The organism is Leclercia sp. UBA1284 (assembly GCF_002308415.1).
Lineage (GTDB): Bacteria > Pseudomonadota > Gammaproteobacteria > Enterobacterales > Enterobacteriaceae > Enterobacter > Enterobacter pneumoniae.
Window position 1 is genome coordinate 1,693,532 of record NZ_DBUS01000006.1, and the last position, 21,694, is coordinate 1,715,225.

The window sequence follows — 21,694 nt, forward strand, 5'->3', positions numbered from 1 at the left end:
GTAGTGCAGGCTCGGGAATTAATCCGGTGAAAAGGCAAAAAAGCGCACTTTTACTCTGGCCACTGCGCAGCGGTAAATTGTCTGTAACTGCGCAAAATGCCGTATCCGGCACGCGAAATGTCTCAGATTCGTCTAAGGTTTTCAGGTGATTGATGACAGCGGACACGCTGCTCAGCAACTTAAGGAGAATCACCATGATAACACCTCAACTGCGCCCTGCGCTGCGGCTGGCAATGGGTGGCATATTGCTTGGTTTTAGCGCCTGTAGCCTTGCCGACGATGCCCCTGCCGGGCAGCCGCAATCCCCTGATATCCTGTTTGGTCCGCTGTTTAATGATGTACAGAGCGCCAAGCTCTTCCCCGACCAGAAGACCTTTGCCGATGCGGTACCCAAAAGCGATCCGCTGATGATCCTGGCCGATTACCGTATGCAGCGAAATCAGTCCGGCTTCGATCTGCGCCATTTTGTGGATATGAACTTCACCCTGCCCAAAGCGGGCGAAAAGTATGTTCCCCCCGCAGGACAGAGTCTGCGTGAACATATCGATGGTCTCTGGCCCGTGCTGACGCGCACCACCGATACCGCCGGCAAATGGGACTCCCTGCTTCCGCTGCCTAAGCCGTACGTAGTGCCGGGCGGCCGTTTTCGTGAGGTCTATTACTGGGATAGCTATTTCACCATGCTGGGGCTGGCGCAAAGCGGCCACTGGGATAAGATTGCCGATATGGTGGCGAACTTCGGGCATGAGATCGACGCCTGGGGACACATTCCTAACGGCAACCGCAGCTACTACCTGAGCCGCTCCCAGCCGCCTTTCTTCTCACTGATGGTAGAGTTACTGGCGACCCACGATCCCGAGGCGCTGAAGCAGTACCGTCCTCAGATGGAGAAAGAGCATGCCTACTGGATGGAGGGCGTCGATGCACTCCAGCCGGGCCAGGCTAATCAACGCGTGGTGAAACTGGAGGATGGATCCATTCTCAACCGCTACTGGGACGATCGTGACACGCCGCGTCCGGAGTCGTGGATGGATGATGTGACTACCGCCAAAAACAACCCCGATCGACCGGCGACGGAGATCTACCGGGATCTGCGTTCTGCGGCCGCTTCCGGCTGGGACTTCAGTTCGCGCTGGATGGACGACCCGAAAAAGCTGGGCACCATACGCACCACCAGCATTGTGCCGGTGGATCTTAACGCCCTGATGTTCAAGATGGAAAAACTGCTGGCAAAAGCCAGCCAGGAAGCGGGTGACAGCGCCGCGGCCAGCAAATATGACGGCCTGGCGAGCGCACGTCAGAAGGCGATGGAGAGCCACCTGTGGAATGATAAAGAGGGCTGGTATGCCGATTACGACCTGAAAACCAAAAAGGTCCGTAACCAGCTGACCGCCGCTGCACTCTTCCCGCTGTATGTGAATGCGGCTGCGCAGGATCGCGCCGATAAAGTGGCGAAGGCCACCGCGTCGCGTCTGCTGAAACCCGGTGGCATTACTACCACTACCGTTAACAGCGGTCAGCAGTGGGATGCCCCAAACGGTTGGGCGCCGCTGCAGTGGGTCGCAACCGAAGGGTTGCAGAACTACGGGCATAAAAAAGTGGCGATGGATGTGACCTGGCGCTTCCTGACCAACGTACAGCACACCTACGACCGGGAGAAAAAACTGGTGGAGAAATATGACGTCTCTACCACCGGCACGGGTGGCGGTGGCGGCGAATATCCGCTGCAGGATGGTTTCGGCTGGACTAACGGCGTGACCCTACAGATGCTGAGCCTGGTCTGTCCGAAGGAAAAACCGTGCGATAGCCTGCCCGCAAACCAACCCGCGGCAAACGATGAGCCTGCCCCGCAGGCTCAGGCCGCGCAATAAAGAAAAAGGCCCTCAGATGAGGGCCTTTTTTTTACGACGTTATGCGCGACGTACTAATCTGAAGATACCCAGCACAACGATGGCGCCAACCACGGCGACCAGGAAACTGTGCAAATTAAAACCGGATACACTGCCGCCGATACCGAACATGGTGGCCAGCCAGCCGCCCACCACAGCACCCACGACGCCCAGGACACAGGTCAGAATAAAGCCGCCGCCATCACGGCCAGGCATAATAAACTTGGCGATAACGCCAGCAACCAGACCAAATACAATCCAGGCGATGATACCCATAGCGATGCCCTCTTGCTTTGAATGGTGCGCGAGACACCTGTCCGCGCAGGTAATGTAAGTATAGGCAATGGTGAGAAAATCATTTTCTTCTCACTGACTTAATTCGCCAGGCACAACGAAAAAAATCTCTGGTTTGTATTAAGTTCTGCGCTGGTGCTGCCGATAACACAGGGATAGTCTCTCAATATCGAGGAGCCCCAGGGCGTGAGTAATTACAGTGAGCAGTTCCTGAAAAACAATCCGCTGGCTGTGTTAGGTGTATTACGGGACCTGCAAAAAAATGATGTCCCGGTGCGTATTAGCTGGGGCAACAACCAGTTTATTAGCAAGATTCTCGACCTCTCACCTGATAACGTGATTATCGACCTGGGTAGCCAGGACTATGAAAACCGCGCGGTGCTGCGCGCCGAGAGCCTCTGCGTCACGGCAGATACCAAAGGCGCCAAGGTTGAATTCACGCTGCCGGCATTTGAAGAAGGAGAGTATCAGTCGCTGCCTGCTTTCGTTGCCCCCCTGCCCGATTCCGTCTGGTTTATTCAGCGTCGCGAGTTTTTCCGTATTCCTGCACCACTGCACCCTGCTTACTACTGCAGAGCCAAAATGCCGGACAAGAGTGAACTGCGCTTTCGCCTGTATGACCTCTCGCTGGGGGGGATGGGCGCATTAATGGAGGGCGCGAAACCGGAGTCGCTGGTCGAAGGAATGCGTTTTTCGCAGCTTGAGCTGGATATGGCGAACTGGGGGGTATTTCGCGTCGATGCCCAGCTGATCTCCGTGAGCGAGCGGCAAGTGGTGGACGGTAAAAACGAGACCATTTCTACCCCGCGTCTCAGCTTCCGCTTCCTGAACGTCAGCCCGGCGGTTGAGCGCGACCTGCAACGTATCATCTTCTCACTGGAACGCGATGCGCGCGAGCGCGCGAACAAAGTGCGCTGAGGATAACCGGGCAGCGTGGGGCTGCCCGGCCTGTTTTTACATCGCGTCCATCGCTTTCTGTACTTTCCAGATATAGCGCGGTGCCTGCGGAGCCGGATGGTTTTGCACCACGTGATCGTAAAACTCCTGCTTATTAAGATCGTTGATCTCGCTTATTGCCTTTTTACGATCCGACGAGAAGGTCCGCAGTAACGCGCCTGCCCCGTTCACGTATGAGACCACCAGCGCATATTGCATCACTTCCGGATCTTCGATTCCCTTCAGAATGCCGTGTTCGAGAATACTCAGATAGGCCGTGCCCATCGAGATATTGCGCTCCGGGTTTTTCAGCTCGCTGGTAGAGGGCTCACCCTTCCAGCCCATATAGCGATACACTTCGCGCCCGGCCGTGGAGGCTTTAAGCTGCATCAGCCCAACCGCGTTGGATTTACTCACCAGCGTCGGATTACCGCCCGACTCCACCGCGATAATTGCGGTGATCAGCCGTGGGCTCACCCCCCATGCCGCACCGGCTTTTTCGGTGATAGGCATCCACTGCATAGCGCGTTTGACCGGCACTTCCGGGTTCCAGGGTTGTTGTTTGTAATCCTGCTTCGACGAACAGCCCGCCAGCAATACCATCAAAAAAGCAAACCATCTCAATTTCACGTCATCTATCCTTATGGCCAGTCATCGCAGCTGCCCTCTCATCCACTTGCTGAAGGGCAATAACAAGCGGCATGATATATACATTTGGTTTTATAAGTCAGCAAGGAAATGCCATGTCTCAGTTTCATCTTATCGCTCCGTCCGGGTACTGCATAAACCAGGAGGCGGCGCAGCGGGGAATAGCGCGTCTCATTGAGAGCGGCCATAGCGTACAAAATCAGACAATTGTACCCCGCCGCCAGCAACGTTTTGCCGGCACCGAAGCGCAGAGACTGAACGATATCAATGCGCTAGCCACGCTGCCCGGCGCTGATCAAATTGTGATGGCGGTACGCGGCGGCTACGGTGCCAGCCGCCTGCTGGAGCAGATTGACTGGGCAGGGCTGGCGAGACGTCAGCAGCAGGATCCGCTGCTCATCTGCGGCCACAGTGATTTTACTGTGATTCAGTTGGGTCTGCTGGCACTGCACAATGTCATCACCTTTAGCGGCCCCATGCTGGCGGGCAATTTCGGCGCCCCGACGCTGGATGCCTTTACCATCGACCATTTCTGGCGGGCGCTGAGAAATCCTACCTTCACCCTGCACTGGCAGGGTCAGGGCCCCCGTTGCACCTGCGAGGGTCAACTCTGGGGCGGCAACCTGGCGATGCTGGTATCGCTGATTGGCACCCCCTGGCTACCCGCCATTGAGAACGGCATCCTGGTGCTGGAAGATATCAATGAGCATCCGTTCCGCGTTGAACGCATGCTGTTGCAGCTACACCATGCGGGTATCCTCGCGCGCCAGCGGGCGATTGTGCTGGGCAGTTTTAGCGGCGCAGCGGCCAATGATTACGATGCCGGCTACGATCTGCAAACCATGATCGATTACCTTTGTAGCAGAGTAGCGGTACCGGTGATCGCCGGACTCGATTTCGGCCACGAACAGCAGACGGTCACGCTGCCGCTGGGTGCGCAGGCAGTCCTTTTAAACGATGAAAAGGGCACCTCTTTGACGGTTAGCGGCCATCCGGTCATAAAGTCATAAAAAAAGGTGCTTAACCGCCTCATTTAAACGCTGTGAGTGTCGTTAATATGTTAGGGTTTTAATAACAGTCACAGCGTCAGGCGGGAGTAAGCAAACATTGGATGCCGCAGCAATAATCAGTCTCTTTATCCTGGGTTCAATTCTTGTAACCTGTAGTATTTTATTAAGTTCGTTTTCTTCCCGTCTCGGCATACCTATTCTGGTTATTTTCCTGGCTATCGGCATGCTCGCAGGCGTTGATGGCGTGGGCGGTATTCCTTTCGATAACTACCCCATGGCGTACATGATCAGTAACCTCGCGCTGGCAGTGATCCTCCTTGACGGCGGCATGCGCACGCAGGCGAGCTCCTTTCGCGTAGCGCTGGGCCCGGCCCTGTCGCTGGCCACGGTCGGAGTGCTTATTACCTCAGGCCTGACGGGAATGATGGCGGCATGGTTATTTAAGCTGGATATCATGGAGGGGCTGCTGATTGGCGCCATTGTCGGCTCTACCGACGCCGCCGCGGTGTTTTCTCTTTTGGGAGGCAAGGGGCTTAACGAACGTGTCGGCTCCACGCTTGAGATTGAATCTGGCAGCAACGACCCCATGGCGGTATTTCTTACCATCACGCTGATTGAGATGATTCAGCAGCACGAAACCGGCCTCAGCTGGATGTTCGCCTGGCACATCATCCAGCAGTTTGGTCTGGGGATCATTATCGGTCTCGCCGGGGGGTATTTGCTCCAGCAGATGATTAACCGTATTTCGCTGCCTGGCGGTCTCTACCCCTTACTGGCGCTCAGCGGCGGGATTTTGATCTTTTCCCTTACCACCGCGCTGGATGGCAGCGGCATCCTGGCGGTTTATCTGTGCGGCTTTTTGCTGGGTAACCGGCCTATCCGTAACCGGCACGCCATTTTGCAGAACTTCGACGGGCTAGCCTGGCTGGCACAAATTGGCATGTTCCTGGTGCTGGGGCTGCTGGTGACCCCGTCCGATCTGCTGCCAATTGCCGTACCGGCGCTGCTCTTATCGGCATGGATGATCTTCTTCGCGCGTCCACTGTCGGTGTTTGCTGGCCTGCTGCCGTTCCGCGGATTTAACCTGCGCGAGCGCATCTTTATCAGTTGGGTTGGTTTACGCGGCGCGGTGCCGATCATCCTGGCCGTCTTCCCGATGATGGCGGGGCTGGATAACGCCCGGTTGTTCTTCAATGTGGCCTTCTTTGTGGTGCTGGTGTCGTTACTCTTCCAGGGGACCTCGCTGGGCTGGGCGGCCAAAAAAGCCAAAGTGGTGGTGCCGCCGATCGGCTGGCCGGTCTCCCGCGTCGGGCTGGATATTCATCCGGAGAACCCGTGGGAACAATTTGTCTACCAGCTCAGCGCCGATAAGTGGTGCGTGGGCGCGTCACTGCGCGACCTGCACATGCCCAGCGAAACACGCATCGCCGCGCTGTTTCGTGATAACGCTCTGCTGCACCCTACCGGTAGTACCCGCCTGCGCGAGAACGATATTCTCTGCGTGATTGGCCGCGAGCGAGACCTGCCTGCGCTGGGCAAGCTGTTTAGCCAGTCGCCGCCGGTGGCGCTGGATCAGCGCTTCTTCGGTGATTTTATTCTGGAGGCCAGTGCCAAGTTTGCCGACGTGGCCTTGATCTACGGTCTTGATGAAGGTCTGGAGTATCGCCAACAGCAGCAGACGCTGGGTGAGATTATTCAGCAACTGCTGGGCGCCGCGCCGGTAGTGGGTGACCAGGTGGAGTTTGCGGGGATGATCTGGACCGTCGCTGAGAAGCAAGATAACGCAGTCCTGAAGGTGGGTGTTCGCGTTGCGGAGGATGGTGAAGAGTAGCGGTCTTGCTTACGGCAACCTGAAGTTTGTAATGCCGATCAGTTAAGCAATCCGGTATTTATATGTCACTGAAGTGGAGAGGTTCCGTTCACTAAGGCATCTCTGCTTTATGCCGGTTCCTCTGCGGTGAACGTGCCAGGGGGGCTCGCCGCCTCCCCCCTGGCTACCCCGGCTCCCGGCAATGAAAATCGCCGCTTCGCGGTACCCTCGGCTTTCTCCCTCCGGCTATCGGGTCGGGCGCGATCCTACATCCCTGTAGGTCACGCCCTCTCGGCGCATCCCTGCGCCTCGCCCCGGCCTGCGGTCAACGCCTCGGCGATTTTCTGCCGGACTGGCCCTCCCTCCGGCAACTCTGCGGTCTGACCGGGACACGGGTGTTGAGTCCTTGCTAAACATGAGGTGAACGAAACCATTCCGCCATGCTTAACTGACTGGCATGAAAATCCGCGTTACCTTTTTTAATAGTTACACCGTCACGACCGGTACCCGCGGCGCCAGGGCGCACATCAACTCGTAACCAATGGTGCCTGCCGCTGCGGCGACATCATCAATTTTTATCTCGTTGCCCCAGAGCTCAACCGGTGAACCGATACCCGCCTGCGGACACGGCGTTAAATCGATGGCCATCATATCCATTGAGATAGCGCCAACCGTGCCGGTGCGTACCCCGTCCACCCATACCGGGGTGCCGTTGGGGGCGATGCGCGGATAACCGTCGGCATATCCCCCCGCCACGATGCCGATCCGCTGCTCCCCGCTGGCGCGGTAGCGGCTGCCATAACCTACGGCATCACCCGCTTTCAGGGTCTGTACGCCGATAATTTCGCTGCGCAGGGTCATCACCGGTTTTATTCCGCTATTGGCTACATCCTGCCACTGACCCGACGGCGAGGCGCCGTACAAAATGATGCCGGGGCGCACCCAGTCGAAATGGGCCTGAGGATGCCAGAGCGTGGCCGCCGAGTTAGAGAGCGAGCGCGGGCAGTTAAGCCCCTCGGCCGCCTGTTCGATACGCGCCATTGGCGCGGTAATTCCGTCGGGCAGTTCCGATTCGGCGAAGTGGGACATTAAGGTCATTTCGCCCACATTCTGCATGGCGCGCAGCTGCTGCCAGACACTGTGCACCCGCTCAGGTGGGAAGCCCAGGCGATTCATGCCGCTGTTGACCTTCACGTAAATATCCAGCGGCGCGTGCAGTTTCGCATTTTGCAGAACTTTGACCTGCCAGTTGCTGTGAATGCTGGTGGTAAGACGATATTTATCCAGCAGGGGTAACTCATCCGCATGGAAGAACCCCTCGAGCAGCAAAATCGGCCCTTTCCAGCCGCGCTCACGCAGCAGGATCGCCTCTTCAAGATTGAGCAAGGCAAAACCATCGGTAGCGCTTAAGGCGCTCCAGATGCGATCCAGACCGTGGCCATATGCATTAGCTTTGACCACCGACCAGACGCGTGAAGCTGGCGCAGCGCGACGCACAACCTGCAGGTTATCCTTCAGGGCCTGCAAATCGATCTGTGCCAGAACGGGACGGGACATGACGACTCCTTTATTAGTTATGTGCGCCGTGCAGGTGTTGTGCGCGTGACGGAGAGTACCCCGGACGATAGCGCGCCACACTTAAATCATCAAACGGAATTGCCGGCGTCCGCCCGGAGATCAAATCGCTCAGCAGTTGACCAGAGCCACACGCCATGGTCCAGCCCAGCGTGCCGTGGCCGGTATTGAGCCACAGGTTTTTAAACGGCGTGCGGCCTACCACCGGTGTACCGTCCGGCGTCATCGGACGCAACCCGGTCCAGAAAGTGGCCTGCTCGATAACACCGCCGCGTGGGAAAAGATCCCCGACGACCATCTCGAGCGTTTCACGCCGCGGCTGCAGCAGCTCGGTGTTGAAACCGACAATTTCAGCCATGCCACCCACGCGGATGCGGTTATCAAAGCGGGTGATGGCGATTTTATAAGTCTCATCCAGGATGGTCGAAACCGGGGCGCCACTCTCCTCTTTCACCGGGATGGTGAGCGAGTAGCCCTTCAGCGGATAGACCGGAATGTCGACAATGCCTTTCAGCATGGCGGTGGAGTATGAGCCAAAGGCCATAACGTAGGCATCCGCTTTGACCACCTCTTCCCCGCATTTCACGCCGTAGATTTTTTCCCCTTCGTACAGCAGCTGATCGACAGCGGTGTTATAACGGAATTTCACCCCTGCCTGCTCCGCCATCAGTGCCAGGTTCTGGGTAAAGAGCTGGCAGTCGCCGGTTTCATCGTTAGGCAGACGCAGGCCGCCGGTCAGTTTATGCGCCACGTCCGCCAGCGCAGGCTCAATCTGGGCCAGTTGACTGGCTTCCAGCAGTTGATAAGGCACGCCCGCATCCTCCAGCACCGCAATATCACGGGTGGCGTTCTCGTACTGCTGCGCCGTGCGGAACAGCTGCAGGGTGCCGCCCTGCCGTCCTTCATACTGGATATTGGTGCTGGCGCGCAGCGCTTTCAGGCAGTCGCGGCTGTATTCGGCCAGGCGCACCATGCGGCCTTTATTCTCCATATAGTGGCGCGTGTCGCAGTTACGCAGCATCTGCCACATCCACTTCAACTGAGACTGGGTGCCATCCAGGCTTATCGCCAGCGGCGCATGGCGCTGGAACATCCATTTAATCGCCTTCAACGGCACACCGGGTGCCGCCCATGGCGCCGCATAGCCTGGCGAAATCTGCCCCGCGTTCGCGGCGCTGGTCTCCAGGGCCGGGCCCGGCTCCCGATCGATGACGGTCACATCATGTCCCGCCTGACTCAGATACCAGGCGCTGGTTACGCCAACGACGCCACTTCCCAGTATGACAACACGCATAGCCACTCCGTTAATAAGCAAAAGAACAATCTTCTGATTACAGATTGATAACTCAGATGAAAATATTATTCAACATACGGCTTTTTTATGGTGACTTACCTCACACCTTCCCCATCACGCGGGGATGGGCGTTATTTGGCATCTCCTGCTGCGCGTCATTTTTAACCAGTATAAAATACTGCCGGGACCCCATTTCACCCCGTATTGAAAACGGGAAATCGCAAAGAAAAAAATCCTGCGTCAGCACGCTTTTGAATGGGGTGTTCTATGCTTGAAAAGAGGTTCTCCAGACAGAGAGAGCTAATCACAATGAGGGCGCGCTAATGGCTACTATTGATTCGATGAATAAGGACAGCACACGTCTCAACGACGGACCCGACTGGACCTTCGAGCTGCTGGATGTCTATCTGGCGGAGATCGATCGGGTGGCAAAGTTGTACCGTCTGGATACCTATCCTCATCAGATTGAGGTCATCACCTCCGAACAGATGATGGACGCCTACTCCAGCGTCGGGATGCCCATCAACTATCCGCACTGGTCATTCGGCAAAAAATTTATCGAAACTGAACGCCTCTACAAGCATGGCCAGCAAGGGCTGGCGTATGAAATTGTGATTAACTCTAACCCCTGCATTGCCTATCTGATGGAAGAAAACACCATTACCATGCAGGCGTTAGTGATGGCCCACGCCTGTTACGGACACAACTCTTTCTTCAAGAACAACTATCTGTTCCGCAGCTGGACCGACGCCAGTTCGATTGTTGATTATCTGATTTTCGCCCGAAAATACATCACCGAGTGCGAAGAGCGCTACGGCGTGGATGAGGTGGAGAAGCTGCTCGACTCTTGCCACGCGCTAATGAATTATGGTGTGGATCGTTACAAACGCCCGCAGAAAATCTCTTTGCAGGAGGAGAAAGCCCGGCAGAAAAGCCGCGAAGAGTATCTGCAAAGCCAGGTGAATACGCTGTGGCGTACCCTGCCAAGACGCGAGGAGGAGAAGGCCATGCCCGAGGCTCGCCGCTATCCCTCCGAGCCGCAGGAGAATCTGCTCTATTTTATGGAGAAAAACGCCCCGCTGCTGGAGTCCTGGCAGCGTGAGATCCTGCGCATTGTGCGCAAGGTGAGCCAGTATTTCTATCCGCAGAAACAGACCCAGGTGATGAATGAAGGCTGGGCCACCTTCTGGCACTACACCATCCTTAATCATCTGTATGACGAAGGCAAAGTGACCGAGCGCTTTATGCTGGAGTTTCTGCATAGCCACACGAATGTGGTGTTCCAGCCGCCCTATAACAGCCCCTGGTACAGTGGGATCAACCCCTACGCGCTGGGCTTTGCCATGTTCCAGGACATCAAGCGTATTTGCCAGACGCCGACCGAAGAGGACAAGTATTGGTTCCCGGACATCGCCGGTTCAGACTGGCTGACAACGCTCCACTTCGCGATGCGCGACTTTAAGGATGAGAGCTTTATCAGCCAGTTCTTGTCTCCCAAAGTGATGCGCGACTTCCGCCTGTTCACGGTCATGGATGACGACCGCAATAACTATCTGGAGATTTCCGCGATTCATAATGAAGAGGGATACCGTGAGATTCGCAATCGCCTCTCCTCTCAGTACAACCTGAGTAACCTTGAGCCGAATATTCAGGTATGGAATGTGGACCTGCGGGGCGACCGTTCATTAACGCTGCGTTATATCCCGCATAATCGCGCGCCGCTGGATAAGGGACGCAAAGAGGTGCTGAAACATGTGCATCGTCTGTGGGGATTTGACGTCACGCTGGAGCAGCAAAACGAGGATGGCAGTGTGGAGTTACTGGAACGTTGTCCTCCGCGAATGAACACGCTGTAAACAAAAAAGCCTCTCGATGAGAGGCTTTTTTTTAGTGACCGTGAATGGCCAGATCGCCGGGCAGCGTCTTCTGCATACGGTGCCAGATCTCACCACTCTCATGACCGTAGCGGCGTACGGTTTCGTATACCTGATCGTGCTGGCTTTCTGAACAGAGCTCGCTGAGCTTGTGGTAAAAACCGAGCGCCAACGCGCGGGCTTCCGGATTGGCGAAGTAGTGACGCCCAATGCGGGTATACAGACCTTTCATTCCGTTCAGGATCAGCCCGTAAATTGGGTTGCCGGAGGCAAAGGCCAGGCCGCGGAAGATGTTGTAATCCAGGGTGGCAAAGGCATCGGCATGATCTTCAACTTCGGTTGCACGGGCCAGCACTTCCAGCGCCTGGTCCGGATGCTGGCGGAATGCCGTGCGGATGAAGATAGTCGAGATGTTCGTGCGCACAGAGAGCAGGTTATCGATCAACTGCGGTACACTTTCATGATCGAGGCGCGCCAGCGTTTCGAGGATGTTCAGCCCCGATGTCTCCCAGAAGTTATTCACTTTGGTCGGTTTGCCATGCTGGATCGTCAGCCAGCCATCGCGGGCCAGACGCTGCAACACTTCACGTAAGGTAGTACGGGTAACGCCAATCAGTTCAGAGAGTTCTCGTTCAGCGGGAAGGATCGATCCAGGTGGGAAACGGTTATTCCAGATGCTTTCGATGATGTACTCTTCCGCGAAACCCGCCGGGCTTTGCGCCTTAATGACCATAGTGAGATTTCCATTACACAGCTTTTTGCTAATGGACTCATCATACCAGAGGCAGGCAGAGGCAGATAGCGCAGCGACGCGAGAAAAAAGGGATCGCTGTTCTATTTTTGTCAATTTACGTCTGCCTCCATGCCCCCTGTACAGCTCAGTTGCGTATACTTAAATTGTAATTATGTGATGGGCAAGGAAATCTGCTGTGGAAATCTCTTATGGGCGCGCTTTTTGGCGCAATTTTTTAGGTCAGTCGCCGGACTGGTACAAACTGACTCTTCTCGCGTTTTTGATTATCAACCCGGTAATCTTTTTCATTCATCCCTTCACCGCGGGCTGGCTGCTGGTGGCGGAGTTTATTTTCACCCTGGCGATGGCGCTAAAATGTTATCCGCTGTTGCCCGGTGGGCTGCTGGCCTTCGAGGCGGTCGTGATCGGCATGACCAGCGCGGACCACGTGAAAACAGAGCTGGCGAATAATCTGGAAGTCTTGCTGCTGCTGATGTTTATGGTGGCAGGGATCTTCTTTATGAAGCAGTTGCTGCTGTTTATCTTCACGCGCCTGCTGCTGAGCATTCCGTCAAAGACCCTGCTCTCCCTTGCTTTCTGCTGCGCAGCCGCATTCCTGTCGGCGTTTTTGGATGCGCTGACGGTAGTGGCGGTGGTCATCAGCGTCGCCGTGGGCTTTTACGATATTTATCACCGGTTCGCCTCCTCGCGCCCGGCAGAGACGCTACAGGATGACAGCCATGTCGATGCCCAACAGCGCGATGTGCTGGAGCAGTTTCGCGCCTTTTTACGCAGCCTGATGATGCACGCCGGGGTGGGTACCGCGCTGGGTGGCGTCATGACCATGGTCGGCGAGCCGCAGAACCTGATTATCGCTAAAGCAGTGGGCTGGGGCTTTGGTGACTTCTTCCTGCGCATTGCACCCGTTAGCGTGCCAGTTCTGGTGTGCGGGCTCTTCACTTGCTGGCTGGTGGAAAAGAGAAAATGGTTTGGCTACGGGACTGAACTGCCTGCCCCGGTGCGCCAGGTGCTGCAGGATTATGATGCGAAAAGCCGCAGCCAGCGGACTCGTCAGCAGACGCTTAACCTGATTGTCCAGGGGGTGATTGGCGTCTGGCTGATCATTGCCCTGGCGTTTCATCTTGCTGAGGTAGGCCTGATTGGCCTGTCGGTGATTATTCTCGCCACCTCGCTCACCGGCGTGACCGACGAACACGCCATCGGCAAGGCGTTTACCGAGGCGCTGCCTTTTACCGCTCTGCTGGCGGTCTTTTTTGCGGTGGTGGCGGTCATTGTTGATCAGCAACTGTTTGCGCCTATTATCCACTTTGTTCTGCAGGCCGAGCCGGACGCGCAGCTCACGCTGTTTTATCTCTTTAACGGCCTGCTGTCGTCGATTTCGGATAACGTCTTTGTAGGCTCGGTCTATATTAACGAAGCCAAAGCGGCGCTGGAGAGCGGAGCCATTGATCGCCAGCAGTTCGAGATGCTGGCGGTGGCGATCAACACCGGGACTAACCTCCCCTCGGTTGCCACTCCAAACGGCCAGGCCGCCTTCCTCTTCCTGCTCACCTCTGCGCTGGCCCCACTCATCAGGCTCTCTTATGGCCGCATGGTATGGATGGCGTTGCCCTACACTGTGGTCTTAACGCTGGTTGGTTTGTTGTGCGTCAAAATTATGTTGATTCCTCTTACCCACTGGATGATCGGGGCGGGTATACTGGCCGCGCAATAAGTCAGTCAAACCGGGCAGTCAGATGCCCGGTTTGACTTTCCGCATGATAAATATCCGATTACGTTTTATTTTTCGCTGAGCAGGTGGCGTGTGAAATGAATTCGTTTACACTGCGCTTTCTAAGCATGTCCCAGGGAAATGATTATGTTGAGATTTTTGAACCAGTGCTCGCGCGGTCGCGGAGCGTGGTTATTGATGGCGCTGACCGCCTTTGCGCTGGAAATGGTCGCGCTGTGGTTCCAGCATGTGATGCTGCTGCAACCCTGCGTGATGTGTATCTATGAGCGTTGTGCGCTATTCGGCATTATGGGTGCCGGTCTGGTCGGCGCTATCGCGCCGAAGACGCCGTTACGCTACGCGGCTATCGCCATCTGGTTATACAGCGCCTGGCAAGGCGTTGAGCTGGCCTGGCAGCACACCATGATCCAGCTGCACCCCTCGCCGTTTATGACCTGCGATTTTGCCGCTCGCTTCCCAGGCTGGCTGCCGCTGGATAAATGGCTGCCGCAGGTGTTCGTGGCATCGGGCGACTGCTCTGTGCGTCAGTGGGAGTTTCTGTCACTGGAGATGCCGCAGTGGCTGGTTGGTATTTTTGCGGCTTACTTCATCGTGGCGCTGCTGGTACTGATTGCCCAACCCTTCAAACCGAAAAAACGCGATCTGTTTGGTCGGTAATGAATGCGAATAAAAAAACCCGCCTCGGCGGGTTTTTTATGCTTAACGATTGGGATGATTCAAAATGTGGTCTTCCCAGTCGCGCACCTCAGACTCTTTCACCGCAATATGGCGTACCGAAATACGCTCGCCGTGCATCGCCGCTTTCGAACCGGTCAATAATGGGTGCCACGTCGGTAAACCTTTCCCTTCCGCCAGCAGACGATAGGCGCAGGTATGCGGCAACCATTCGAAGGTTGGCAGGTTATCGCGGGTCAATTTTATGCAGTCCGGCTCAAGCTCGAAGCGACGCTCATAATTACGACACTGACAGGTTTTAATATTGAGCTGGTTGCAGGCGACGTTAGTGAAATAGATCTCATCAGAGTCTTCATCCATCAGCTTATGCAGGCAGCACTGCCCGCAGCCATCGCACAACGATTCCCACTCCGCGTCGGTCATTTCGTCGAGAGTTTTGCTTTGCCAGAAAGGGATTTCGCTCATAAGGATGTCCACACGTCAAAAAGAAAGCGCACCTTATAACCAGTCTGGCACGGGGATGCAAGTTTTGCCGCCCATTAGCGGCGGCAAGCTGTGCTTACAGCACGCGGGTTTTCAGCGACTGGCCGTTAAAAGCCACTTCCAGTTCATCCCCGCTGTTCAACGGCCCAACCCCATCCGGGGTGCCCGTCAGGATCACATCACCCGGTTTCAGGGTGAAGAAACGACTCATATAGGCAATAAGCGGGACGATTTTATGGATCATGTCTGCCGTGGTGCCTTCCTGACGCACTTCGCCGTTCACCTTGAGGCTGAGAGGGGTATTTTGTGGATCGTCAGGAAATTCAGAAACAGGCACAAATCCGGAGATCGGGCAGGAATTATCAAAACCTTTGGCTTTCTCCCACGGCTGACCGGCTTTTTTCATTTTGCCCTGCACGTCGCGCAGCGTCAGATCCAGCGCCACACCATAACCCGCTATCGCTTTCTGGACATGCTCTTCCGAAGCCTGACGAAGCGTTGCGCCAATCAGTACCGCCAGCTCAACTTCATGATGAACTGATCCCAGCCCCTGCGGCAGGGCCAGCGGCTGGCGAATATCGCAAAGCGCTGTTTCAGGTTTAATAAACAGCACGGGTTCGTCCGGAACCGCGCTACCCATTTCCTGAATATGCTTAGCATAATTACTGCCTACGCAAACTACTTTACTTACAGGATAATCGAGTAATGCCCCTTGCCAGTTATGATGCTGATACATAATCGTCCCCTAAAAGGTTAATGTGACGCTGACAGATAATTCTGAACTACTTTTTTCCCTGCTCCGCAAGATGCTGTTTAAGTAAATTCTCCGGAGGAGGAGGAAGTTGTAAATAATAGCCTTGCTCGGCCAGTGCGGTTTTTACTTTTTCGAGGTCGGCATTGATCAATTTTTTACGGCCATCCAGCGGCAGAAGCATCGCCAGCTGGCGTGGACCAAACTGCTTCAGTAATTCTTCAGGCACACGGGAAAAATCGTCTTTTTTTTCGACATACAGATAAGCCTGGTCGCGTTTGGTACTTCTATAGATCACACAAAACATACTTTTACTCTGAATTAATGGGTGGTTGCTTGCCTCAATATAATAGTGACTATAACATGCCTGATACTCTTCGGAATATCGCGTCGGATACGTCGCGGTTCAAAGCAAATTGAGTAAGGCCAGGATGTCAAACACGCCCATCGAGCTTAAAGGCAGTAGCTTCACCTTATCAGTGGTTCATTTGCATGATGCAAAACCCGAGGTTATTCGTCAGGCGTTAGAAGACAAAATCGCTCAGGCGCCCGCATTTCTAAAACATGCTCCCGTGGTCATTAATGTCAGCGACCTTGACGCACCGATCAACTGGCAGCGCCTGCAGCAGGCGGTGACCTCTACCGGACTACGGATCGTGGGCATTAGCGGCTGCAAAGATGCCGAACTGAAAGCTGAAATCGATCGGGCTGGCCTGCCGCTGTTGAATGAAGGCAAAGAAAAAGCCCCACGCGCCGCCCCCACCGAGGCCGTTCCGCCTGCCCCGCCGGTTGAAATTGATAGCACAGTCACAAAAACGCGATTGATTGATCTGCCGGTTCGTTCCGGTCAGCGCATTTATGCGCCAAACTGTGACTTAATTGTGACCAACCACGTTAGCGCGGGCGCGGAACTGATCGCGGATGGCAATATTCATATTTATGGCAGCATGCGTGGACGCGCGCTGGCCGGCGCCAGTGGCGATCGCGACGCGCAAATTTTTTGTACCCACCTGTCGGCGGAGCTGGTTTCCATCGCAGGGGTTTACTGGCTGAGCGATAAAATCCCGGCCGAATTTTATGGCAAAGCGGCGCGTCTGCAACTGGCAGATAACGCTTTGACTGTTCAACCGTTGAATTGATCCCTTTTTAACAAGGAATTTCTATGGCACGCATTATTGTTGTTACTTCGGGTAAAGGAGGCGTTGGCAAGACCACCTCCAGCGCGGCCATCGCTACTGGTTTGGCCCAGAAGGGAAAGAAAACCGTCGTTATCGATTTTGATATCGGCCTGCGTAACCTCGACCTGATCATGGGCTGCGAGCGTCGCGTAGTGTACGACTTCGTTAACGTTATTCAGGGCGATGCCACCCTAAACCAGGCGCTGATCAAAGATAAGCGCACGGAAAACCTTTATATCCTCCCCGCGTCTCAGACGCGCGACAAAGACGCGCTGACGCGTGAAGGCGTGGAGAAAGTGCTGGATGAGCTGAAAAAGATGGAGTTTGACTTCATTGTTTGCGACTCGCCAGCAGGGATTGAAACCGGTGCATTGATGGCGCTCTACTTTGCTGATGAAGCCATCATTACCACCAACCCTGAAGTCTCGTCTGTTCGTGACTCCGACCGTATCCTGGGTATCCTGGCGTCCAAATCCCGTCGTGCGGAAAATGGACAGGATCCAATTAAAGAACACCTGCTGCTCACCCGCTACAACCCGGGCCGGGTCAACAAAGGTGACATGCTGAGCATGGAAGACGTGCTCGAAATTCTGCGCATTAAACTGGTGGGCGTTATCCCGGAAGATCAGTCCGTGCTGCGCGCGTCAAACCAGGGTGAACCTGTTATTCTCGACGCCACCGCCGACGCGGGTAAAGCTTATGCTGATACCGTGGACCGTCTGCTTGGTGAAGAACGTCCTTTCCGCTTCATTGAAGAAGAGAAGAAAGGTTTCCTCAAACGCCTGTTCGGAGGATAAGTTATGGCATTACTGGACTTTTTTCTCTCGCGGAAAAAAAGCACCGCCAACATCGCGAAAGAGCGACTGCAAATTATTGTGGCGGAACGACGCCGCAGCGACGCTGAGCCGCACTACCTGCCTCAGCTGCGTAAAGACATTCTGGAAGTGATTTGTAAATACGTGCAGATTGACCCGGAAATGGTCTCTGTACAGCTGGAGCAACGGGACGGGGATATCTCGATTCTGGAGCTCAACGTCACCCTACCAGAAGCGGAAGAGTCACGTTCCTAGTGACGTATAGCGCCGGGCAGCGCGCTGCCCGGCCTACCCTTCTTACAGCGGATAGTTTTTCAGCAGTGCGTTCAGGCGTTCAGCCATCAACTCCCCGCGCCAGCCTGCCATCAGCTCCGGCAACCCGTTCTGCGGTTTTAACTGCCAGTGCCAGTTGAGCAGCTGATTGATTTGACGACGTGACGCCAGCAGCTCTGCGCTGAGTTTGCTCTCTGTCGCCACCTCCTGGACCAGCGCCTTGATCTCTTTAAACGCTTTACGGTAGCCAGGCATGTCCATCAGGTTTAATAGCGGTTCCGGCAGTTCGTCTTCCGGGATCTCCTGCGCTTTGGCCACCAGCGCCAGTAACGTTTTGCCGTGGAAACGGATCTCGCTACCGGAGAGGCCAATGCTGTCCAGCTCACCCATGCTGCCCGGCATAAAGCGCGCCACGCCCCAGAGATGTTCTTCCCGCACCACAAAATTCACCGCCATGTCGCGGTCGCGGGCTTTACGCAGACGCCATTCCGCCAGCAACTGCAGACAAGCCAGCTGGCGCGTACGCAGCTGTGAAGCATTATTGATGTCGCGCCAGGCGTCTTTCGGGTCGACGGTCTCCTGACGACGTTGCTGTGTAATCCGGCACTCGTCCAGCGCGGCTGGCAGCCAGCCAGAGGCTTCGGCCTCTTTCATCAGCTGTCCGGCAATGGGCAGCAGATAGAAAACGTCGGCGGCGGCGTAATCAAGCTGGCGCTCGGTGAGCGGACGCGCCAGCCAGTCAGTACGGGATTCGCTCTTATCGATAGCCAGTCCGGTGTACTCTTCGACCATCGCGGCAAAGCCCCAGGAGAGCGGACGACCGGAGAAGGCGGCCAGAATCTGAGTGTCGATAAGCGGTTGCGGCATAATGCCGAAGGTATTCAGGAAGACTTCCAGATCTTCACTCCCGGCATGCAGATATTTGGTCACAGCGGTGTTCAGCATCAACTCGCGCAGCGGCGCCCAGTCGGAGATGCCCAGCGGGTCAATTAAGGCCAGCCGATTGCCATCATACATCTGGATCAGGCCCAGCTGTGGATAGTAGGTGCGGGTACGAACAAACTCGGTATCCAGGGCGATAGCGGGTGCATCACGCGTGACATCGCACAGGGAGGCCAGCTCGTCGTTGGTGGTGATCATCTGGTAATTCAAAACAAGTTCTCTTTGGTTTGCGCCCATAAAAAAACGCCGGCTTAGCCAGCGTTTTGGGGTGACTCACACGAAGCTCAGGCCTTATTGTCGCTTTTGGCGCGCGCTTCGTCACGTAATTCTCGTCGTAATATCTTGCCGACGTTGGATTTTGGCAGTTCATCACGAAACTCAACCAGTTTCGGGACTTTATACCCGGTAAGCTGGCGTCGGCAGAAGGTAATCAGCGCCTCTTCGGTCAGCGATGGATCCTTTTTCACCACGAAAATCTTTACCGTTTCGCCGCTTGTGCCGGCCGGTACGCCGACAGCGGCTACCTCCTGCACCCCGTTGTGCTGCATAACCACTTCTTCGATTTCGTTGGGATAGACGTTGAATCCGGAGACCAGAATCATATCTTTCTTACGATCGACAATACGCAGGAAACCCTCGTCATCCATCACGGCGATATCGCCGGTATGAAGCCAGCCGTCTTTGATGATCTCATCGGTGGCGTCCGGACGCTGCCAGTAACCCAGCATGACCTGAGGCCCTTTCACGCAGAGCTCACCGGGCTCGCCTGGCGCCACTTCGTTATCGTTATCATCCACCAGTTTGGCTTCCGTGGAGGGCACCGGCAGGCCAATGCTGCCGCTGTGATAGTCAATATCGTGCGGGTTGACGCTGACCAGCGGCGAGCACTCGGTGAGCCCGTAGCCTTCAAGCAGATATTGGCCGGTCAGTTTCACCCAACGTTCGGCAACCGCCTGCTGCACCGGCATACCGCCACCGGCAGAGAGGTGCAGGGTTGAGAAATCGAGTTGCTGGAACTCTTTGTTGTTCAACAGCGCATTAAACAGGGTGTTGACCCCGGTCATGGCGGTGAAGGGGTATTTCGCCAGTTCCTTCACCAGGCCTGGGATATCGCGCGGGTTGGTGATAAGCACGTTTTGTCCGCCCAGTTCAATAAAGAGCAGGCAGTTCATGGTTAGTGCAAAGATGTGATACAGCGGAAGCGCGGTGATCACCAGCTCTTTGCCACGATGGAGCAGCGGGCCGTAGGTGGCGTTTACCTGTTCGAGGTTGGCCAGCATATTTCGATGGGTCAGCATCGCCCCTTTCGCTACGCCGGTGGTGCCGCCGGTATATTGCAGAAACGCCAAATCTTCCGGGACGATTTCGGGTTTCACATACTGCATGCGGTAGCCCGTCTGCAGGGCCCGGCGGAAGGAGATAGCATCTGGCAGGTGATATTTGGGTACCAGCCGCTTAACGTATTTGACGACGAAGTTCACCAGCGTACCCTTCGCGGTGGAGAGCTGATCGCCCATCCGCGTCAGGATCACGTGTTTGACCTGAGTTTTGTCCACCACTTTTTCCAGCGTGTGGGCAAAGTTAGAGACGATAACAATCGCCGCCGCACCGCTGTCATTCAGCTGGTGCTCCAGCTCACGTGGGGTATAGAGCGGGTTGACGTTAACTACGATCATGCCTGCGCGCAAAATGCCAAACAGCGCGACCGGGTATTGCAGCAGGTTTGGCATCATCAATGCCACCCGATCCCCTTTTTGTAACCCTAAGCCTTGCTGGAGATAGGCGGCAAAAGCCCGGCTGCGCTCTTCCAGTTTGCGGAAGGTCATGACCTCGCCCATGTTCACGAACGCGGGCTGGTCGGCATAGCGCGCCACCGAATGTTCAAACAGTTCAACCAGGGATTGATAGCGGTCAGGATTGATCTCCGCAGGAACATCCGCGGGATAACGGTTTAGCCAAACCTTATTCAATGAATCACCTCTGAAATGAGTATTTGTCGTCATCACAACCCCGGTTAAATACAAAGTGTTAACATTATATTAACTCAGCGTACCAGTTTATTAATTGTCCGCTTTTCGGGTTGCGAAGCACGTCACTATTTATTTTTGTTATATCCGTATAAAACGAGAAACAGCGGCGAGGCCGCTGTTTCTTTTTCAATAATAACAGTAAGTTACTCTGTTACTACGTTCTGAACGCGAGCTGGACCGGGGTTATACCAGCCCCAGCCACCGTAGCCGCCATAACGGTACGGATGGGGTCCCCAGTACCAGGGATCGATAGGCTGCGGCGGCATCATGACCTGTTGCGTAACATGCCAGCGTTTGTAGCCGTTGGTCTGCATGGTCATAAATTTATAGGGGGTGCTGCCCACCTTGCCTTCCGCCGTACCGGTGATAGGACCCACGACGGTGACCAGTTGCCCACGGAAATCAACCGGGTCGAGGAACCCGTTCACGTCCGCATAGATACGGCCACGTGACGCTTCGCCCAGTATCGGACGCGCGCCGCTATCGAGTGCGACCGTGGCAATCTCCAGCCGGGTTTTACCCTGCTGGTTGTACACCTCGACCACCTTACCGCCAAAACGCGCTTCCTGGCCGACGTAAAGTTCAGGTGCGTTCATCACCCGGACCAGATCTTGCTGCGGCGTCGGGCTGCTGCCTTTGATGGCGTCCGGTACCGATACGCATCCACTCAATGCCAGCGCCACCGCGCCGGCCGCCAGAAGGCGTACTACATAATTATGAACCGCCATGAT

At 55.5% G+C, this 21,694-nt stretch carries 21 protein-coding genes; 10 read left to right on the forward strand and 11 right to left on the reverse strand.

Features of this window, described 5'->3' with window-relative positions; translation table 11 throughout:
- Window positions 1–194: 194 nt before the first annotated feature.
- Window positions 195–1,871, forward strand: a complete 1,677-nt coding sequence (locus B3511_RS11375; RefSeq protein WP_207291901.1) for an alpha,alpha-trehalase — start codon at window positions 195–197, stop codon at window positions 1,869–1,871.
- A gap of 39 nt (window positions 1,872–1,910) precedes the next feature.
- Here the strand turns inward: B3511_RS11375 and B3511_RS11380 are convergent, their stop codons facing one another.
- The gene (locus tag B3511_RS11380; protein WP_040075214.1) at window positions 1,911–2,165 is read right to left on the reverse strand and encodes a GlsB/YeaQ/YmgE family stress response membrane protein; all 255 of its coding nucleotides are present in this window, start codon (window positions 2,163–2,165) and stop codon (window positions 1,911–1,913) included.
- Window positions 2,166–2,369: 204 nt separating this feature from the next.
- Here B3511_RS11380 and ycgR point away from each other — a divergent pair, with 204 nt between their 5' ends.
- Window positions 2,370–3,101 (forward strand): flagellar brake protein YcgR, encoded by a 732-nt coding sequence (ycgR, locus tag B3511_RS11385; RefSeq protein WP_286782399.1) that lies wholly within the window; start codon window positions 2,370–2,372, stop codon window positions 3,099–3,101.
- Window positions 3,102–3,137: 36 nt separating this feature from the next.
- On the opposite strand, the gene emtA is transcribed toward ycgR, so the two are convergent.
- Window positions 3,138–3,749: a membrane-bound lytic murein transglycosylase EmtA gene (emtA, locus tag B3511_RS11390; protein WP_040075211.1), complete on the reverse strand. Its 612-nt coding sequence runs from the start codon at window positions 3,747–3,749 to the stop codon at window positions 3,138–3,140.
- Window positions 3,750–3,862: 113 nt separating this feature from the next.
- Here emtA and ldcA point away from each other — a divergent pair, with 113 nt between their 5' ends.
- Together ldcA and B3511_RS11400 are read left to right on the forward strand one after the other, a co-directional pair.
- A complete protein-coding gene (gene ldcA, locus B3511_RS11395) occupies window positions 3,863–4,777 on the forward strand; it encodes a muramoyltetrapeptide carboxypeptidase (protein ID WP_286782401.1) in 915 nt (304 codons plus the stop codon).
- Between the two features lie 97 nt (window positions 4,778–4,874).
- Entirely contained in the window at window positions 4,875–6,608 is a 1,734-nt protein-coding gene (locus tag B3511_RS11400) for a potassium/proton antiporter (RefSeq protein ID WP_286782403.1), read from the forward strand.
- Between the two features lie 465 nt (window positions 6,609–7,073).
- Here B3511_RS11400 and dadX read toward each other — a convergent pair whose 3' ends face one another.
- On the reverse strand, window positions 7,074–8,144 hold the full coding sequence (dadX, locus tag B3511_RS11405; protein ID WP_207291904.1) for a catabolic alanine racemase DadX: 1,071 nt from the start codon (window positions 8,142–8,144) through the stop codon (window positions 7,074–7,076).
- 13 nt (window positions 8,145–8,157) lie between these two features.
- Window positions 8,158–9,456 (reverse strand): D-amino acid dehydrogenase, encoded by a 1,299-nt coding sequence (locus tag B3511_RS11410; RefSeq protein ID WP_040075206.1) that lies wholly within the window; start codon window positions 9,454–9,456, stop codon window positions 8,158–8,160.
- A 323-nt stretch (window positions 9,457–9,779) separates the two neighbouring features.
- Between B3511_RS11410 and B3511_RS11415 the strand changes: the two genes are divergently transcribed.
- A complete protein-coding gene (locus B3511_RS11415; protein WP_040075205.1) occupies window positions 9,780–11,312 on the forward strand; it encodes a SpoVR family protein in 1,533 nt (510 codons plus the stop codon).
- Between the two features lie 31 nt (window positions 11,313–11,343).
- Here B3511_RS11415 and fadR read toward each other — a convergent pair whose 3' ends face one another.
- Window positions 11,344–12,063, reverse strand: a complete 720-nt coding sequence (gene fadR, locus B3511_RS11420) for a fatty acid metabolism transcriptional regulator FadR (RefSeq protein ID WP_040075204.1) — start codon at window positions 12,061–12,063, stop codon at window positions 11,344–11,346.
- A gap of 196 nt (window positions 12,064–12,259) precedes the next feature.
- Between fadR and nhaB the strand changes: the two genes are divergently transcribed.
- Window positions 12,260–13,798 carry a sodium/proton antiporter NhaB gene (gene nhaB, locus B3511_RS11425; RefSeq protein WP_046885142.1) on the forward strand — a complete coding sequence of 513 codons (1,539 nt, stop codon included), beginning with the start codon at window positions 12,260–12,262 and terminating at the stop codon, window positions 13,796–13,798.
- A gap of 144 nt (window positions 13,799–13,942) precedes the next feature.
- On the forward strand, window positions 13,943–14,473 hold the full coding sequence (dsbB, locus tag B3511_RS11430) for a disulfide bond formation protein DsbB (protein WP_040075202.1): 531 nt from the start codon (window positions 13,943–13,945) through the stop codon (window positions 14,471–14,473).
- Between the two features lie 42 nt (window positions 14,474–14,515).
- Here dsbB and B3511_RS11435 read toward each other — a convergent pair whose 3' ends face one another.
- The 3 genes from B3511_RS11435 to B3511_RS11445 form a co-directional block, all read right to left on the reverse strand.
- Complete coding sequence (locus tag B3511_RS11435; RefSeq protein WP_040075201.1) at window positions 14,516–14,956, reverse strand: YcgN family cysteine cluster protein; 441 nt, start codon at window positions 14,954–14,956, stop codon at window positions 14,516–14,518.
- Window positions 14,957–15,050: 94 nt separating this feature from the next.
- Complete coding sequence (locus B3511_RS11440; RefSeq protein WP_286782407.1) at window positions 15,051–15,710, reverse strand: fumarylacetoacetate hydrolase family protein; 660 nt, start codon at window positions 15,708–15,710, stop codon at window positions 15,051–15,053.
- A gap of 46 nt (window positions 15,711–15,756) precedes the next feature.
- On the reverse strand, window positions 15,757–16,032 hold the full coding sequence (locus B3511_RS11445) for a YcgL domain-containing protein (protein WP_040075199.1): 276 nt from the start codon (window positions 16,030–16,032) through the stop codon (window positions 15,757–15,759).
- Window positions 16,033–16,156: 124 nt separating this feature from the next.
- On the opposite strand from B3511_RS11445, the gene minC reads away from it, so the two are divergent.
- The 3 genes from minC to minE are packed head-to-tail and all read left to right on the forward strand — an operon-like array spanning window position 16,157 to window position 17,973.
- Window positions 16,157–16,864, forward strand: a complete 708-nt coding sequence (minC, locus tag B3511_RS11450; RefSeq protein WP_286782410.1) for a septum site-determining protein MinC — start codon at window positions 16,157–16,159, stop codon at window positions 16,862–16,864.
- A 23-nt stretch (window positions 16,865–16,887) separates the two neighbouring features.
- A complete protein-coding gene (gene minD / locus B3511_RS11455) occupies window positions 16,888–17,700 on the forward strand; it encodes a septum site-determining protein MinD (protein ID WP_040075197.1) in 813 nt (270 codons plus the stop codon).
- Window positions 17,701–17,703: 3 nt separating this feature from the next.
- The gene (gene minE / locus B3511_RS11460) at window positions 17,704–17,973 is read left to right on the forward strand and encodes a cell division topological specificity factor MinE (RefSeq protein WP_040075196.1); all 270 of its coding nucleotides are present in this window, start codon (window positions 17,704–17,706) and stop codon (window positions 17,971–17,973) included.
- A gap of 42 nt (window positions 17,974–18,015) precedes the next feature.
- On the opposite strand, the gene rnd is transcribed toward minE, so the two are convergent.
- The 3 genes from rnd to B3511_RS11475 form a co-directional block, all read right to left on the reverse strand.
- Window positions 18,016–19,143, reverse strand: a complete 1,128-nt coding sequence (rnd, locus tag B3511_RS11465) for a ribonuclease D (RefSeq protein WP_286782413.1) — start codon at window positions 19,141–19,143, stop codon at window positions 18,016–18,018.
- Between the two features lie 74 nt (window positions 19,144–19,217).
- Window positions 19,218–20,903, reverse strand: coding sequence for a long-chain-fatty-acid--CoA ligase FadD (fadD, locus tag B3511_RS11470; RefSeq protein WP_154298797.1), 1,686 nt, complete (start codon window positions 20,901–20,903; stop codon window positions 19,218–19,220).
- A 203-nt stretch (window positions 20,904–21,106) separates the two neighbouring features.
- Window positions 21,107–21,691, reverse strand: a complete 585-nt coding sequence (locus B3511_RS11475; RefSeq protein ID WP_286782416.1) for a Slp family lipoprotein — start codon at window positions 21,689–21,691, stop codon at window positions 21,107–21,109.
- Window positions 21,692–21,694 lie beyond the last annotated feature (3 nt).